Below are 17027 nucleotides of genomic sequence, written 5' to 3'. Positions count from 1 at the left end.
GCCGGTTAGTCCTGTTCAGGGTTTCTCAAGTAATAACCGACACCCCGTCTTGTGACGATCCAGTTCGGATGGCTCGGATTATCCTCGATTTTCTCACGGAGACGGCGCACTGTTACATCCACCGTTCTCACGTCACCGAAATAGTCATAGCCCCACACAGTCTGCAGCAGATGCTCACGCGTCATAACCTGTCCGATATGTTTGGCTAAGTAATGAAGCAATTCAAACTCACGATGGGTCAGCTCGATCGTTTCTTCTCTTTTTGATACGACATAAGCGTCAGGGAAGATGACGAGAGAACCGATATGAATGTCATTAGAAGCTGATTCTTCCTCAGCCGGCGCAACCGTAAGCTGGCGGCGCAGGTTCGCTTTGACGCGGGCCAGAAGCTCACGCGTGCTGAAAGGCTTCGTGACATAGTCATCCGCTCCGATTTCAAGCCCGATGACCTTGTCAATCTCCGAGTCTTTTGCCGTCAGCATAATAATCGGCATATCATATTTTTTCCGGACTTCCCGGCACACTTCAACTCCGTCTTTATTCGGAAGCATAATATCTAAAAGAATTAAATCAGGCTGAAGCTCCTCCACCATTTCCACGGCTTCGTTTCCGTCGTACGCACAATGCACGTCATAGCCTTCTTTTCTTAAATTAAACTCTAATATATCTGCAATCGGTTTTTCATCATCGACTACAAGGATTTTCTTATCCATCATCTTGATTTTCCTCCTGCCAGAATGACTTCATTTCATCTATTGATGTTTCATGATGATCACAATTCGGATCGTGAAAAACGTTCCCCGTCTATTATAACGGTTTCAGGTCAAAAGATAAAAAAATTAAAGAGAACAGCGCAAAAACGTATTGAACTGCCATCCTTTTGTCATGTTTTTTATTTTCTTTTAAAAAATAATATTTTTTTGAAACCTCACGAAAAAAAACGCCGTCTAGTGTTTGACGTCTTCTTCTGGGCCGGCTGAAAAGCCGGCTCTCCCTTTTTTATAACAAAAGAAAAAACGCACCTACTATTGCAGATGCGTTTGGGTAAGTGGCTCGGGACGGAATCGAACCGCCGACACACGGATTTTCAGTCCGTTGCTCTACCAACTGAGCTACCGAGCCAGATGTTTCTTTTCTATACTATAAAGTAAAGTAAAATGGCGGTCCGGACGGGACTCGAACCCGCGACCTCCTGCGTGACAGGCAGGCATTCTAACCAACTGAACTACCGGACCTTACAGTAATTTGTCCGGAGAGCCGTATCGTGGCGGCCCTCCGAGGACAAATAAGGAGTTAGCAATAACGCTAAAGTAAATCAATGACCCGTACGGGATTCGAACCCGTGTTACCGCCGTGAAAGGGCGGTGTCTTAACCGCTTGACCAACGGGCCATAAAAAGTGGTGAGCCATGAAGGACTCGAACCTTCGACCCTCTGATTAAAAGTCAGATGCTCTACCAACTGAGCTAATGGCTCTTGATGTGTCGGATTATGTATCATAGAGCATTCAGACAAAAGCTTTCTTGCAGTACTCTATTGAAGCTGTTCCGTAACAACGAGATTTATAATATCATAGAACATTCGAAAGTGGCAACTACTTTTTTGAAAAAAAACTATTATTTTTTTCCTACATAAAAAAACAAGCCTCCGTGACCGGAGGCTTGTTTGCTGCAAATTCTTAGTTAGCGCGGTATACACTGCGGATGACGTTCGTTTGTGAACGGTCGGGACCGACAGAGAAAATAGAAAGCGGAATACCTGTCAGCTGAGATACGCGTTCCAGATAATGGCGCGCATTTTCAGGAAGATCGCTTAATGTTTTTGCGCCTGTGATATCTTCCGTCCAGCCAGGCATTTCTTCATATACCGGTTCACACTCTGCGAGAGCTTTCAGACTTGCCGGGAATTCTTCAATCACTTCACCTTTGTAGCGGTAAGCGACACAGATTTTCAATGTTTCAATGCCAGTCAGCACATCGATTGAGTTCAGAGAAAGATCTGTGATTCCGCTGACGCGGCGAGCATGGCGGACAACAACGCTGTCAAACCAGCCGACACGGCGCGGACGGCCTGTCGTTGTGCCGTATTCGCGTCCGACTTCACGGATTTGATCCCCGGTTTCATCTTTCAGCTCAGTCGGGAAAGGACCGTCACCGACACGGGTTGTGTACGCTTTAGATACACCGACGACGTGCTGGATTTTTGTCGGGCCTACGCCTGAACCGATCGTCACCCCTCCGGCGACCGGGTTGGATGAAGTGACAAACGGGTATGTCCCTTGGTCAATATCAAGCATAACCCCTTGAGCGCCTTCAAATAAAACGCGGCGGCCTTCATCCAGCGCGTCATTTAAGACGACGGATGTATCGCATACATACTTTTTAATCTGCTGGCCGTATTCATAATACTCATCCAGAATATCTTCAATTTTGAAGCCTTCCGTTTCATACATTTTTTCAAGCAGACGGTTTTTCTCTTCAAGGTTCCGTTCAAGCTTTTCTGCAAACACGTCACGATCTAGCAGGTCTGCGATCCGGATGCCGATCCGCGCCGCTTTGTCCATATAAGCAGGTCCGATGCCTTTTTTCGTTGTGCCGATCTTGTTGGCCCCTTTGCGTTCTTCCTCTACTTCATCCAGTTTCAGATGGTATGGAAGAATGACGTGGGCTCTGTTGCTGATTCTCAAGTTATCCGTGCTCACATTGCGCTCATGAAGATACGCAAGCTCCGTTACGAGCGCTTTCGGATCAACAACCATTCCGTTCCCGATGACACACGCTTTATCTTTATAAAAAATTCCTGATGGGATTAAATGAAGCTTGTACGTGACTCCATCAAACTTGATGGTATGTCCTGCATTGTTTCCGCCTTGATAACGTGCGATCACTTCTGCATTTTCTGATAGGAAATCTGTAATTTTACCTTTTCCTTCATCGCCCCACTGCGTACCTACTACGACTACTGAAGACATATATCCGTGCACCTCCGTTAACCTTTCAAAACGATATCTCATTCAAACAAATTAAGTGTATCAGTGCCGAAACAGAAAGTCAATCGTAAATCCGAACATTTAAATCTTATCAATCTATATTTGTTCGCCTTAAACATGATTAAAAGCGTTTTCTATTTCATTTGCTATCTATTACTCCCGAAACTTTCATGCTTTAACAAGAAAAAGAACCCGTAATCAGGGTTCTTCAGACAGTCATTTATATGCTGCTTGTATTCATCAGGACGACCCGCCAGCCGTCAGGATCTTCGATGGTCACGCCTTTTTCTTCCCAGTACGGATTTTCGGGTGCTTTCTCCTCATATCCCATCTGCTTTAATTTCGTGCTGATGCGAATGACCTCCTGCTGATCCTGGATGTAAAAGACAAGCAGGCTGTCGCCGTGCGGAACGGGTGCCGGCTGAGACGAACCGGTTTCTTCGGTGAATTCTAAGTGGTATTGCGTATGGGGCAGGCCGAACATGACACCGCTGTAGCCTCTATGTCCGGAAAAGCTGCCGATCCTCTTCAGTCCGAGGCCCTCTTCATAAAACCTGATGATTTCTTTGAGCTGTCCGGTCGGCCGGGCAATCCGGATTTGCGCCGCTTGAAATTGCGGAAATTCCATTGTCATCATCATTCCTCCCTTAATGCCATTATATAAAAGCGCTTTCTTTATTTCGTCTGCCGAACGGACGGCATTCTCTCATTCTTTCGGATGAAAAAAAGCCTCAAGACATTGCTTGAGGCTTTACGCACCTGCCGGAACACCGCCGTCATCAAAGCGCCGTTCCAGGTTTACGAACTTATTGTATTCTTTCACAAAAGCCAGTGAGACGGTGCCCACCGGGCCGTTACGCTGTTTGGCGATAATGATTTCGATGATGTTTTTGTTTTCGGATTCTTTATCATAGTAATCATCACGATACAGGAAGGCGACGATGTCGGCATCCTGCTCAATACTTCCCGACTCACGGATATCTGACATCATCGGACGTTTATCCTGCCGCTGCTCAACACCCCGGGAGAGCTGAGACAGGGCGATGACCGGGACTTCAAGCTCCCGCGCCAGCGCTTTTAGCGCCCGTGAAATTTCCGATACCTCTTGCTGGCGGTTGTCGCTTGAACGGCCGCTTCCCTGAATGAGCTGCAAGTAGTCAATTAAAATCATGCCCAATCCGTTTTCCTGCTTCAGCCGGCGGCATTTTGAACGGATTTCGCTGACGCGGATGCCGGGGGTGTCATCTATAAAGATACCGCTGTTTGACAGGCTTCCCATCGCCATCGTCAGCTTGCCCCAATCTTCTTCCGTCAGATTTCCCGTTCTGAGATTTTGGGCGTTAATATTCCCTTCGGCGCAGAGCATACGCATGACAAGCTGCTCGGCACCCATCTCAAGACTGAATATCGCGACGCTCTCATCCGTTTTGGTGGCCACGTTTTGCGCAATATTTAAGGCGAACGCTGTTTTCCCCACAGACGGACGGGCCGCGACAATAATCAAATCATTCCGCTGAAACCCCGCTGTCATCCGGTCAAGCTCGATAAAACCGGTCGGAATCCCGGTAATATCGCCTTTCCGGTTGTGAAGCTGCTCAATGTTGTCGTATGTTTGCACAAGCACGTCTTTAATATTTTGGAAGGCGCCCGAATTTTTTCGCTGCGCGACCTCCATAATCGTTTTTTCCGCATCGCTTAATAAATCTTCAACTTCATCCTCGCGCGTATACCCGTCTTGAGCGATCGAGGTCGCCGTTCTGATTAAACGGCGGAGAATGGATTTTTCCTCAACGATTTTCGCATAATATTCTATATTAGCCGCTGTCGGAACGGAATTCGCGATGTCCGTCAGGTAAGAGACGCCTCCCACCTCTTCTAACAAATCGGTATTCGCAAGCTCTGACGTTACCGTGACCAAATCAACCGGTTCACCGCGGTCTCCGAGCACGAGCATGGCATTGTAAATTTTTTGATGTGACATTCTGTAGAAATCATCCGGAATCAACACTTCAGAAGCCAGTGTTAACGCAGACGGCTGTAAAAAAACAGCACCTAACACGGCCTGCTCAGCTTCTATGTTTTGCGGCGGCAGCCGATCATTCAGAAGGTCTGTCATGCTAAGCACCGTCCTCTCCTTAAAAAATATCCAAACTCCATTTTACCATTTCTCAAGAAAAAGAATAGAAAAATATCGCTTTCCCTGTATTTGTTAAACAGCGGCTGCGTGTTTCGCCATTCTGAATGCCGGGAAACTGATAAATAAATCGAAACCAGGAGGTAAGAAGGATGAAAACATATGCAGTAACACCCAGTGTTGATGCGGACGGATGGTTTGTGAAGGTGGAAAATGTGGCGCCGACGGCTCTTTATACATCGAAGGACGCGGCGATCGAGAAAGCGGAGCAGACGGCTAAAGAGAACAGTCCGTCTAAGCTTGTCATTTATGATCAGCATAAAAACATTGAAGAAGAACGGTCCTTTTAAGAAAAGCCTTCGCCCGAGCGAGGGCTTTTCTTATTCGATGAAACGGATGTGCAGCACCGTCTGCGCCATGAGATCGGCCGTTTTTTGATACAGCTCCCATTCTTCACAGGCGGCGAATACTTTCATCATGTCCTGCAATGTCTGTTTCAGTATGATAAATTCGTCAATTGTCCGCAGTTCTGCGGCTTTTTTCTGATAATCAGCCAGCTTCAGCTGTAATAACATCAATGGCGATTGCATAAAAAACCTCCCCCATTCTGTTATAAAGCCCCGCTTTTCAAACCTCCATTCCTTTGTCATATCCTCTTACGATAGATTTCTGATTTTAGTACAATAAAGAAACGGAAGGAGTGATCACATGAAACCGCTGCAAATTTCCGCCGAAACGGCGCAAAAACTCGCAGAATCACTGAATATGCCGCTTGAGAGAATCATGCACATGCCTCAGCACATTCTGCTTGCCAAATTAGCTGAAATCCAAAAAGAGAACGATCACAAATAAAGGCTGCTCTCTCATATATATGTGCGGGAGGCGGAAGCGATGGCTTTCCGCCTCTTTTTTTCGTGAAGAAAATTTTGGTAAAACATTCTTTGAATCGTTATCATTTATTCATAACTTTTTCATATTTATTTTTTACAATGGGGTCACAAAAGAGGTGAAACCATTGAAAACAAAACGACTGGACATCGTTCTTATCGGTATTTTATCAGCAGCGGCGGCTTTGAATATGTACGGCATTTGGCAGGATGATGCCGCCAACCAGTATTATTTGGCTGCCGTCAAAAGCATGACGCAAAGCTTTCACAACTTCTTCTATGCATCCTTTGACCCGTCCGGCTTTGTCACGGTAGACAAACCGCCTGTCGCTTTATGGATTCAAACGATTTTCGCTTTGGTCTTCGGCGTACATACATGGAGCGTGATTCTTCCTCAGGCTTTGGCGGGGCTCGGTTCCGTTCTGCTGCTGTATTTCATGATAAAGCCTTCGTTCGGCACGGGCGCGGCCAGAATCGCCGCTTTTGTCATGGCGCTGACGCCGATTGCGGCGGCCGTCAGCCGGACGAATAATCTCGACAGCATGCTCGTCTTTACACTGCTTCTCGGTTCCTGGTGTTTGATGCGCGCGGTGAAACGCGGCAAAATCATTTGGCTCTTATCCGCATTCGCACTTGTCGGTCTTGCCTTTAATATGAAAATGATGCAGGCCTACATCGTGCTTCCGGCTTTTCTGCTTTTTTATCTCATTGCATCACACACATCCATTAAGAAAAAACTGATCTCACTTCTCGCTTCTTCAGCCGTTCTCCTGGCGCTCTCCGTCTCATGGGCAGCAGCCGTTGATTCCATTTCCGCATCAAGCCGCCCCTATATCGGCAGCAGCCAGACAAACTCCGTGCTGGAGCTGGCATTCGGGTATAACGGGACGGAAAGGCTGCTCGGGCAGACGACGGGCCTCTCTCACGGCAGCATGACCGGCGGAAAAAGCGTGATGCAGGAAGGGATGGGCATGCAGCCTCCGGGAACGAACAGCCCGGCAATGGGCGGCAGCGCTCCTCAGGGAAAAAACGGGCAGGTTCAAATGCCCCGGCAGCCATCCGGACAGAACGCGGCCTTACCGCAAGGGAGCGGAACTCCTCCGGCACAAAACGGCGGCTCACAAGGCCCCGGCGGCGGAAAAAGCATGAGTATGAACATGTACGGCAACGGTACCCCGGGTGCGCTCAGGCTTTTCCAATCTGAATTATCGGGGCAAATCAGCTGGATGCTGCCTTTTGCGCTCACCGGTTTGTTCGGCGCCGTCATAAGCTGGTACAGAAACCGCCGGAAAAAAGCGGAGGAAATGAAAGAAACGATGTTTTGGACAGCATGGCTTGTGCCTGCCGCCGGTTTCTTCAGCATCGCAAGCTTTTTCCATCCGTACTACTTAATCATGCTGGCGCCTCCGATCGCAGCCCTTTCCGGAATCGGCTGGCGGGCCTTATATGATTTATACAAGCATAATAAAGGCTGGACGGGCTGGCTGCTGCCTGCGGGTGTCTTTCTCACCGCCGGTTTTCAAGTCTTCATCGTAAGCGGGTATACAAACCAGATCGGCAGCGCTTGGATGTACATCCTCGGACTGTTGGGGCTCGGCACTGTCATTGCCCTCATTGTGATGAAACACAAGCCGTTCGGAAGACAACTGACCGTGATCACCATGTGTGTGTTGATGCTCACGCCGCTGTACTGGTCAGCCACGCCGATCCTTTACGGCGGAAACAGCGTCATACCCGAATCCGGTCCGCAGCTGAAAAGCTCAAACGGCGGCAATATGTTCACCTCTGAAGTGGATACAGGCCTGCTGTCTTATTTGAAAAAGCATCAGACAGGTGAGGAATATCTGTTTGCAACGCTCACCACGGTGACTGCGGCGCCTTATATCATCCATACGAATGAATCAGTCATGGCACTCGGAGGCTTTAACGGAACCGATCCGATTTTAACCGTCTCACAGCTGAAAAAACTTGTTGATGATGGAAAAGTGAAGTATTTCTTATTATCCGGAAACAGTTCAGGCAACACAAAGCTTGTCTCATGGATTAAAAAGAACGGCACAAAAATCTCAGCTGACCAATACAGCACCGGAAAAACAACCTCAGCCCGGCAAGGAATGACAGGCGGCCCGGGCGGACAAAGTCAGCAGACTCTGTATGAGATGAAAAAATAGTTCGCAAAGAGGCTGGATAGTTAAACACCGGCCTCTTTATTTTGCTCTTGGAAGCACCTGCCATGCGGCGCCGGTATCATTCAGAAAAATGATTGATAAATACTTTCTATTTTTGAAACCATCAGTTCCTGACGCAGATGACGGCCGGCATAGGAGCGCGCTTCTTTTCCAAGCCGTTCCCTGAGAGACTGATCCGTAATCAGCATTACGAGAGCATCAGCAAGTTCGCGGCTGTTGCCGGGCTGACAGATAAGCCCTGTGTCCTCATGCCGGATCATCTCAGGGATTCCTCCGCAGTCAGTTGCGACAATGGCTTGACCTGAGAACATCGCTTCGATGATCGCTATAGGGAAATTATCATTCAATGTCGGCAGGACAAATATAGATGATTCAGCCAAAAGCGCCGGCACATCACGTCGTTTTCCGAAGAAAAACACATTTGAGAGGCCCAGTTTCCGTTTCTTTTCTTCCAGAAACCCTCTCATGTTTCCGTCTCCGATGATCCATATATCAACTCCGGATAAATGGTGCCGGATGCGGGCGAGAGCGTCCAGCAGCACATCATGTCCTTTTCGCTCGGTCAGACGGGAAACGCACGCAATCACGAGCTTTTCAGCACATTTGGACTCAGGGGCATCCTGAATGTCAATGCCGGTATGAACAGTCGTCAGCTGAGCCTCCTTCGCTCCGTACTCCAGCAAGGGCTCGTGAAAGGAGTCGCTGATTGTAATGATTTTATCCGAAGCCCGAATACCCTGCCTTTCTATTTCACTGAAATATGCCTCTTCTATTGAACCCTTTTGGATTTTATGAAACTTCATCCGGCTTTTCGTAAAATGTCCGTGCGGCGTGAAAAAAAGAGGACGCTGATACGTTTGATTAAGGTATCCCAGCAAAAATACCGCAAATAAATCCTGCGCGTGAAACAGGTCATATTGTTCTAAGTCTTTCTCCTTCAAAAATCTTTGAAAGACATGTAAATAGCTGAGATTCTTCACAAACTTCTCGTTTGCGGCGCCGTATCTGCCAACAAGAAACGCTCTGATCTCGTCAGCGGCCCGCGGGATATCTTCCTGAAAAAAAGATGGCGGCATTTGGAGCGGCGAGATGACATCCGCCTGATGACCGATGCGCTCAAAACCCGTCTTAATTGATGTGATATAACTCGCCAACCCTCCGACATTCGGGTAACGGAGAAAGGTTGCGTACAGAATACGCAATGGCTTTTTTCGTTTGGGGGAGCTTTTTCCTTCCGCACAGAACGAATACAGCATCTCTGGCTCACCTTGATATTCGATCCCGTAAAATTGATCCATGACGCGCAATAAGGCAAGAGGCACCAGACCGTTCGGCTTGCCGATCTCTTCTTTCACATCCGCTCCCCCTCTCTCAAACTTATAATCCTAATTCCCGTCCCCATTTTGACACTTTGTCAACATGATACGGCAGCAGTTCTCCTCCCCGATTGTCGAAGATTCTCCGCAATTGGGTATGAAGCCCTTTCTCAAGTGTTCTCTGCAAATAAGCCATTTTATAAAGCGTCATAGGAGGGGTCTGAAAATGAATGCCCCGCTTTTTCATTTCTTTCGTATACACTTTTACGCAATACGTCCGAATATCTTCTGCGTGCCGGCTCCAATCTTTTCTGAAACCAAGCAGAATTTCAACCAGCACCGTCATATCAAACCAAACCGGCGCGTATTTTGCGGATTCCCAATCGATGAATTGAATATCCCACGGTTCATGTCCGGACGCATCGTGGGTGCAGATATTCTGCATATGAAGATCACCGTGTGTGATGGCTGAGCCGTTTTGTATCAATTCAGGGAAAAAATCCGGCTCCTCTTGCTCAAGCAAGTTTGTGATTTGCCGATAATGAGGCTTCACGATATCTTTTGTGCGCTCATCTTTAAGAGCTCTATCCAAAAATTCCGCTGTCTTTTTGATCTGCTTTTTACGCCCTTTTCTCATGGTTTCCGATTCATATACCGGCAGCCACGACCGCCATTTACCGTCAGAAATATTCTTGTTTTCAAAGGTGCGGCTGTGCAGTTCTGCGACAGACGGAATAATATACTTGAAATGCTTCGGGTGAAATGTAAGCTGTCCCCTGATCTGGCTGACAAACTCCATAAATATCCACGTTTCATGGTCACTTTCTTCTATAAGATAGATATCCGGCAGCAAATCCCCTAAAACAGAACGGGCTTTCCCGTATATATTAATCTCGACCTTGTTTTTTTCACGGGAAGATTTATATACCTTCAATATCAGCGGAACAGTGCCGGATTTTTTCTTTACAAACAGTTTATAAATGGAGCTTCTGTCCGTCGATTTCAGGCATGTGATGTCATCCGGATTCACCGCAGCCCTTTCACCGAACGAATACGACAGTTTTTCGTCAATTCTCAGTTTTTGAAATGCGCCATACAAAATCTCCTTTTCATACATGCCGATCTTCCTTCCGCTTCCGTTTCCAGCTGTTTTTGAGATGAGACCAAGTGTTTCTGATAAATGGCATCGGGTCATTCCAAGCAAAAAGAGCGTACTCTTTTTTTCCTTTACACCCTTTCCAAAAATCCCGGAACGTCATTTCTCCTCTTTTTCGTTTCTTCAAAAACGTTAAGAAATAACGCACCTCATAAATCCAGTTGATTCCGTCTTTTTGTTCGAGCTGGGGCTTCACATGCTGCCCGGTCAAATACAGATAGTACATGTAAACGAAATGAACGCCTGCCGGTTCTGTCAGGCTATGGCTGAGCCAAAAGCGCGGATTAATTTCGATAAACTTGTAGACATTGTCCCGGGGATCCTTTTTAAATTCCGCCATGCCTACTCCCTTCAGCTGAATCGCTTCAAAAAACGGCAGGGTCTTTTCGATTAAATCAGGAAGCCGTTTGCTGACGACGTGGGCCCCCGCGCCAAAATCAGCAGGGAATTGATGGTTCTTTTGCAGAGAGAATAGGCCCATTAATTTCATTTGGTCATCATAAAAAGTGGCGACTTTATAAAAACACTGGTTGTCTCCGGGGATGATCTCCTGCACGAGCAGTTCTCCATTTTCTCTGTAGGAGCTGAACTCCTTGCGCAATTGTGCTGCATCCTTCATTACAATTGCTTTTTTGTTTACTTTTTTTCTGTATTCATGGCCGGCCACCGGTTTTAAAATACACGGGAAGTCAATATTGGCGATGGCTTCTTCCAGCTCATCCTGGTTGTTCGGAAAAAAGGTTTTCGGGCAGGGGATGTGATGCTTGACCGCTAATTCATATGCTTTGCTTTTATCTAAGACCGTTTCTAACAGAGAGTGGCTCGGGAGCAAAAATAAAAAAAAACCGGCTAATGTCTCGCGGAATTTAGATATAAATCCCGCATAATCATCAGATCCTGCGTACAGAACCGGCTTTGCTTGGAATCGCTTCCCGAAATCAGTCAGAAATGTCAGCAGTTCTTCCTCTTCTGTTAAAGGGCTGGGACATATCCCGCAATCTGCCAATCTTGATTTTCCGATACGATAAGGTCCCTCCGTGTCAAACGCGTAAACATCGATTCCTCTTCGGGCAAGACTGCGAATGATCCCAATCCCGTTTGCACTGAAATCAAGTACAACGGCTGCATGTTCATGTTTCATGATCTCCCTCCGAGCTGTTGGTATTTTGATAAATCGATTCGATATTTTTTATCATCGTCTCACTGCTTAAATATTTCTCCGCGTAGGCCTTTGCGTTTGAAGCAGCCTTCTCCCGCGCAGATTTGTTAGAGATAAAAAACGCTAAAGCCCGGGCAAGAACCTTTGCATTTCCCGGCTCGACAATAAGTCCCGTTTTGTTATGGCGGATCAGATCCGGAATACCCCCGCAATCGGTCGCGATGATAGCCGAGCCGCTGAACATCGCTTCAATAATCGAAATCGGCAGACTATCATTAATGGTCGGCAGTACGAATATATCCGTCATATTCAAAATAGCGGGAACATCATCTCTTTTTCCTAAAAAGGAGACCATAGATAGATTCAGTTTTCGAGCCTGTTCCTCTAAGGCGCTCCTCATCTCTCCGTCGCCCGCGATCAGCACTTCAACATGTTCAAGTACATCAGACGGAATTCTCGAAAGTGCGTCCAGTAAATATTTGTGACCTTTTCTCGGGCCTAATCTTGCAATACACGCGATGATGGTCTTATTTTTCGGTATCGGGGTTTTTCTTTTCCCGCCTGTTTTTGCATCGTAATCGATTCCTGTGATCACCGTTGCCATGTCTTCCTGTTCGGCTCCGAGCTTCATGAGCGGGCTGCGGAACGTATCGCTGATAATAATCAGGCGATCTGCGTATTCAATGGCTTTCATCTCTAGTTTTTTATAATAAAACTCTTCTACCGATCCTTTTTTAAAAATGTGAAATTTTAGTCTGTTGAAAGTAAACATGCCATGCGGTGTAAAAAACAAAGGTTTTTTATAAATACGGTTGAACCTGCCCAATATATTGGCTGTAAATAAATCTTGAGCATGAAACACATCATATTTTTCCAAATGAATCTTTTGAAGCATTTGCTCGTATATAAACATCAGCCGATTATTCTTCAAAATATGATCACTGTAATCCCCGTATCTGTCACTAAAGAAATCTTTTAATTTCGGAACAACATCCGCCCGCAATTCTTTTACCTGTGCGGAAGGAAACTGATTGGGGGATATGACATCCACCTTATGACCTCTTTTTTTCAGTCCTTCACTAAGCGTTTTAATATAGTTTGATAAACCGCCCGTGTGCGGGTAGTCCCAAAACGTGGCAATCAAAATGGATAACTTCTGTTTTTTTCCGTATAATCGCGGAATATGATGTGCATGTTTCATCTGAGTCTTTACTGCCGTCTTTTTTTGCGGGTGCGCTTTGACCCCGTAATAGCGGTCAAGCGTCTGAATCATATACGGATACGGGACGGAAAATGTCTTGATCATTTCCAGATCCTCCGCACGACTTCAAAAGCTTCAGCGTATTCCACACCCGCCGTCATCCCTCTGACTCTTCCTAAATGTGTAACGCCTTCATATGAACGGGGATGAGGGTAATCCCTCATTTCTACGTCATAGTGGTGAAGCGCCGCGAGTTTGGCATCCATTGTGTCTGTGATATTAACGAAGTAATTAGGCTTGAAGAGTTTATCAGCCGTATTCCTCTCCCACTCGCTTGAAGATAGCGTTTCAAACGTAAGCAGTTCGATAGGCTTTTGATTCGGAAGCGGTCTGGCGGCTGTTAAAACTGCTTGGAACGTTCTCTGGTGGTCCATATTGACATCGCCGTAATGATGTGTAAAGATTTTTTCAGGCTGATAGACGCGAATGAGCTGTTCTAATTCTTTGACAAGCTTATGAAGAGGGATACATTCCAGCTCTAAATTCGTATGCTCCAAAAAGATGACTTTCTCAATTCCTAGCTCTTGATTCGCGCGTTCGCCCAATTGTTTAATATGATGAGCTTCTTCTTTTCTTCCTAATGCTGTAATAATGGAAATCACTTTATATCCTTCATTGATCAGCCGTTTTATGGTGCCCGCTGATCCCAATAGTTCATCGTCGGGATGAGCGCCGATAACCATAATATATTCTCCCATTTTTTCCACACTCCACCAAACAAATGTTACAAATATCATATGACGACCCTAAAAAAAGGAAACTTACATATGCGGATTTTCAGAAACTTACAATTCCCTTCGCCATTCCCGGTAGCGTGACGGATTTAATTTTTTTATGGTGTTCAAAAACTCATCCGTCAAGCCGTATTTGTCCAGTCCTTTTAATAGTTTTACGGGAACTCGGGTAACGGTCGAAAAGGCTCTTTTATGGTCGATCACTTTAAGTTCACCTTGTTCGTTGATCAGAATATGCCTGATTTCGGCATCCCATCTGGCAAAACCGATATCTTTTAATTCATCCAGCATGTTTAAAATATCAGCTGTCAGTTTGACGGACAGGGATTTTTCTTTTTTGATATGGCGCGCAAGGGAGGTGCCTTTGACGTATTCCATCACAATATAATGATCTCCGTATTCATACAGTTTCGGGATCACCGGTGAACCATATCCGAGCTCTAAAGCTTCCAATTCCTTCTTACATGTCTCTTTTTTAAAAAAATATTTTACGCATTTGTTGTGTGTTAAGCGATAGACCTCCCCATCTTTTCCGTCTCCGATCAGCGGATATTGATTCAGCGCTTTTTTATTCTCCGGATAATTAAAATATGTTTCAGAAAAAAATCGTTTCATACCGACACATCCTTCGTCATGATGTAATATAATATTCAATCCGTAACGATCGGAAATGAAACAATCTCCTCATTTTCTTGCGCTGCGACGTCTGCTGACATGAAAAAAACCCGCCGGATCGGCGGGTTTTTCATTGTGTATTACGCTTCTTCTTTTACGTGAACCTTCAGCACAGCCTGAACTTCAGGGTGCAGCTTTACGGGAACGTTTGTATATCCCAGTGTGCGGATACCGTCTTGGAGCTCCAGTTTCCGTTTATCCACTTTAATCTTATGCGTTTTTTGCAGCGCTTCTGCAATCTGTTTACTTGTGACAGATCCGAATAGACGGCCGCCTTCACCGGATTTGGCACTCAGCTCAACAGTCAGCTGTTCAAGCGTTTCTTTCAAATCTTTCGCTCTTTCAAGCTCGGCAATCGCTTCTTTTTTCTCTTTTTCTTTCTGTCCTTTCAATGCGCTGATGTTTGTCGCATTTGCTTCGACAGCGAGGCCTTTTTTAATGAGAAAGTTATGTGCATAACCGTCTGCTACGTTTTTCATTTCGCCTTTTTTTCCTTTACCTTTTACATCTTGTAAGAAAATAACCTTCATCTCTGAACGCCTCCCTCAAAATATTCATCAATGGCTTCCTTCAGCCGGACGAGCGCTTCTGAGACAGAAATGCCCGATAACTGGGTTGCCGCATTGGTTAAATGCCCTCCGCCATCCAGCGCCTCCATAATAATCTGCACATTGACCTCGCCCAGCGATCTCGCACTGATGCACACCGTATGCTCATCCCGTCTGGCTACCGCAAATGAAGCTTCCACTTCACTCATCGATAAGAGGGAATCAGCCGCCTGCGCAATCAGCACCTGGTCAAAGTACTCCTCTTCGTTCTCAGGAAGAGAAGCAATCGCGATATGTTCTTTATAAAGAGACGTATGCTGGATCAGTTTCGCCCGCTTGATATAAGAACCGACGGATTCTTTGAGAACTTTCTGCACCAGAACCGTATCTGCGCCTTTCGCTCTCAAATAAGATGCGGCGTCGAACGTCCGCGAGCCCGTGCGAAGGGAAAAGCTCTTCGTATCCACTATTATACCAGCTAACAGGGCCGTCGCTTCAATCATATTGATTTTGAGCCGCTTCGGCTGGTATTCAAGTAGCTCCGTCACGAGTTCTGCGGTGGATGAAGCGTATGGCTCCATATAAACGAGCAGCGGGTCTTTAATAAATTCCTCGCCTCTGCGGTGGTGGTCAATCACAACGATGTGCTCGATTTTGTTCACGAGACGCTCTTCCATCACAAGGGACGGTTTATGTGTATCAACGACGACAAGCAGCGTGTCATCATTTGAAATTTCCATCGCCTCTTCCGGCGTGATGAACCGCGACCACAGCTCTTCATATTTTTTAATTTCTTCAATCAGGCGCTGAACGCTTGATCCGATCTGGTTCGGATCAATGACAATGTAGCCTTCTTTGCCGTTGGCCTGCGCCACCTTCAATATTCCGATTGCGGCTCCGACTGCGTCCATATCAGGAAATTTGTGCCCCATGATAATGACATTGCTGCTTTCTGAGACAATCTCCTTGAGCGCGTGAGAAATCACCCGGGCGCGCACCCTTGTGCGCTTCTCCATCGGATTTGTTTTGCCGCCGTAAAATTTCACCTTGCCGTTCGGCATTTTGATCGCCACTTGGTCGCCTCCGCGGCCGAGAGCCAAATCGAGGCTGGACTGCGCCAGATCTCCAAGCTCCTTCAAGGAAGAAACCGATGCGCCGATCCCGATGCTGAGGGTCAAAGATACAGTGTGAACGGCTGTTTTTTCTCGGATTTCATCCAAAATCGAAAATTTCGCGTTTTCAAGCTCCGTTAAAATGTGTTCATTTAACACCGCGATAAACCGCTCCGAGGACGTCCGTTTCAGGAAAATGCCGTACTCCTGCGCCCACGCATTTAATAATGAGGTGACCTGGCTGTTCATCGTACTTCTCGTTTGGTCATCCAGCCCCTGTGTGACGTCATCATAGTTATCTAAGAAGATATATGCCAGCACGGTTCTCTCATTTTCGTACTGCTTTTCAATCTGAATCTGTTCTGTCACATCAAAGAAATAAAGCAGGCGCTCATCTCTTTTAATCACTACTTTAAACTTCCGCTCATTCAAGGTGATCGTTTCCGAATCGACCTCCTGCTTGATCAGCGGCACGACGGCCTCGCATGTGTCATACAGCGAGCGTCCGACGAGCGTGCTTTCATTAAAACAGGAAGACAAAAACGGATTCGCCCACTCAATGTAATATTGGTCATTAAACAGCATAATCCCGATAGGCATTTCCATTAATGCCTCTTCGCCTACTTTTTTCAATCTATACGATAACGTGGAGATATAATCGTCAATTTCTTTTCTGATCAGAGAATCCGCACGCTTAATGAAAAACAAGATCACGGCGAGCAGCACAACGCCGATGGCTCCTATCAGCCAGTTAAAGTAAATGCTGATGAGGATTATGATGATTGACAATGCAATCAATGCATAGATGGGATACCGAAACAACGGTTTTTCATAAAAACTAGGCATTTCTATCAACTCCCCACCTGTA

16 protein-coding genes and 4 tRNA genes are annotated in these 17027 nt (G+C 46.3%); 3 read left to right on the top strand and 17 right to left on the bottom strand.

Annotated features, from left to right (window positions below):
• Positions 1–5: 5 nt before the first annotated feature.
• From walR to dnaB, 8 genes are all read right to left on the bottom strand, one after another.
• A complete protein-coding gene (walR, locus tag CXL14_RS03800) occupies positions 6–713 on the bottom strand; it encodes a cell wall metabolism DNA-binding response regulator WalR (RefSeq protein ID WP_004393104.1) in 708 nt (235 codons plus the stop codon).
• A gap of 336 nt (positions 714–1049) precedes the next feature.
• Positions 1050–1122 (bottom strand) — tRNA-Phe (locus CXL14_RS03790).
• Between the two features lie 36 nt (positions 1123–1158).
• A tRNA-Asp gene (locus CXL14_RS03785) sits at positions 1159–1235 on the bottom strand.
• An 84-nt stretch (positions 1236–1319) separates the two neighbouring features.
• Positions 1320–1391, bottom strand: a tRNA-Glu gene (locus CXL14_RS03780).
• A gap of 8 nt (positions 1392–1399) precedes the next feature.
• Positions 1400–1475, bottom strand: a tRNA-Lys gene (locus CXL14_RS03775).
• Positions 1476–1677: 202 nt separating this feature from the next.
• Positions 1678–2970, bottom strand: a complete 1293-nt coding sequence (gene purA / locus CXL14_RS03770) for an adenylosuccinate synthase (RefSeq protein ID WP_014419343.1) — start codon at positions 2968–2970, stop codon at positions 1678–1680.
• Between the two features lie 238 nt (positions 2971–3208).
• Positions 3209–3622: a VOC family protein gene (locus tag CXL14_RS03765; protein ID WP_088056355.1), complete on the bottom strand. Its 414-nt coding sequence runs from the start codon at positions 3620–3622 to the stop codon at positions 3209–3211.
• A 117-nt stretch (positions 3623–3739) separates the two neighbouring features.
• Entirely contained in the window at positions 3740–5104 is a 1365-nt protein-coding gene (dnaB, locus tag CXL14_RS03760; protein ID WP_004393100.1) for a replicative DNA helicase, read from the bottom strand.
• Between the two features lie 170 nt (positions 5105–5274).
• Here dnaB and CXL14_RS03755 point away from each other — a divergent pair, with 170 nt between their 5' ends.
• Positions 5275–5472, top strand: a complete 198-nt coding sequence (locus CXL14_RS03755) for a DUF2188 domain-containing protein (RefSeq protein ID WP_007407900.1) — start codon at positions 5275–5277, stop codon at positions 5470–5472.
• A 30-nt stretch (positions 5473–5502) separates the two neighbouring features.
• Here the strand turns inward: CXL14_RS03755 and CXL14_RS03750 are convergent, their stop codons facing one another.
• The gene (locus CXL14_RS03750; RefSeq protein WP_015418617.1) at positions 5503–5712 is read right to left on the bottom strand and encodes a hypothetical protein; all 210 of its coding nucleotides are present in this window, start codon (positions 5710–5712) and stop codon (positions 5503–5505) included.
• 118 nt (positions 5713–5830) lie between these two features.
• Between CXL14_RS03750 and CXL14_RS03745 the strand changes: the two genes are divergently transcribed.
• Together CXL14_RS03745 and CXL14_RS03740 are read left to right on the top strand one after the other, a co-directional pair.
• A complete protein-coding gene (locus CXL14_RS03745; protein WP_014306172.1) occupies positions 5831–5974 on the top strand; it encodes a YycC family protein in 144 nt (47 codons plus the stop codon).
• A 163-nt stretch (positions 5975–6137) separates the two neighbouring features.
• Positions 6138–8180, top strand: a complete 2043-nt coding sequence (locus CXL14_RS03740; RefSeq protein ID WP_088056354.1) for an ArnT family glycosyltransferase — start codon at positions 6138–6140, stop codon at positions 8178–8180.
• An 80-nt stretch (positions 8181–8260) separates the two neighbouring features.
• On the opposite strand, the gene CXL14_RS03735 is transcribed toward CXL14_RS03740, so the two are convergent.
• From CXL14_RS03735 to CXL14_RS03700, 8 genes are all read right to left on the bottom strand, one after another.
• Complete coding sequence (locus CXL14_RS03735; protein ID WP_088056353.1) at positions 8261–9553, bottom strand: glycosyltransferase family 4 protein; 1293 nt, start codon at positions 9551–9553, stop codon at positions 8261–8263.
• A 22-nt stretch (positions 9554–9575) separates the two neighbouring features.
• Complete coding sequence (locus tag CXL14_RS03730; RefSeq protein ID WP_088056352.1) at positions 9576–10631, bottom strand: phosphotransferase; 1056 nt, start codon at positions 10629–10631, stop codon at positions 9576–9578.
• A complete protein-coding gene (locus CXL14_RS03725; RefSeq protein WP_021494623.1) occupies positions 10624–11811 on the bottom strand; it encodes a carboxylate--amine ligase in 1188 nt (395 codons plus the stop codon). Before CXL14_RS03725 ends, CXL14_RS03730 begins: the two co-directional genes overlap by 8 nt.
• The gene (locus tag CXL14_RS03720; RefSeq protein ID WP_088056351.1) at positions 11801–13135 is read right to left on the bottom strand and encodes a glycosyltransferase family 4 protein; all 1335 of its coding nucleotides are present in this window, start codon (positions 13133–13135) and stop codon (positions 11801–11803) included. Before CXL14_RS03720 ends, CXL14_RS03725 begins: the two co-directional genes overlap by 11 nt.
• Entirely contained in the window at positions 13132–13788 is a 657-nt protein-coding gene (locus CXL14_RS03715) for a PIG-L deacetylase family protein (protein WP_017418490.1), read from the bottom strand. The genes CXL14_RS03720 and CXL14_RS03715 overlap by 4 nt, the downstream gene beginning before the upstream one ends.
• Positions 13789–13875: 87 nt before the next feature.
• Positions 13876–14439, bottom strand: coding sequence for a protein kinase family protein (locus tag CXL14_RS03710; protein ID WP_014419354.1), 564 nt, complete (start codon positions 14437–14439; stop codon positions 13876–13878).
• A 140-nt stretch (positions 14440–14579) separates the two neighbouring features.
• Positions 14580–15029, bottom strand: coding sequence for a 50S ribosomal protein L9 (gene rplI, locus CXL14_RS03705; protein ID WP_004393063.1), 450 nt, complete (start codon positions 15027–15029; stop codon positions 14580–14582).
• Positions 15026–17005 (bottom strand): DHH family phosphoesterase, encoded by a 1980-nt coding sequence (locus CXL14_RS03700; RefSeq protein ID WP_007615000.1) that lies wholly within the window; start codon positions 17003–17005, stop codon positions 15026–15028. Before CXL14_RS03700 ends, rplI begins: the two co-directional genes overlap by 4 nt.
• Positions 17006–17027 lie beyond the last annotated feature (22 nt).

The organism is Bacillus sp. SJ-10 (assembly GCF_002843505.1).
GTDB classification, from domain to species: Bacteria; Bacillota; Bacilli; order Bacillales; family Bacillaceae; genus Bacillus; species Bacillus velezensis.
Note: the sequence above shows the minus strand (reverse complement) of the source record. Positions and strands in the feature narration are given on the sequence as shown.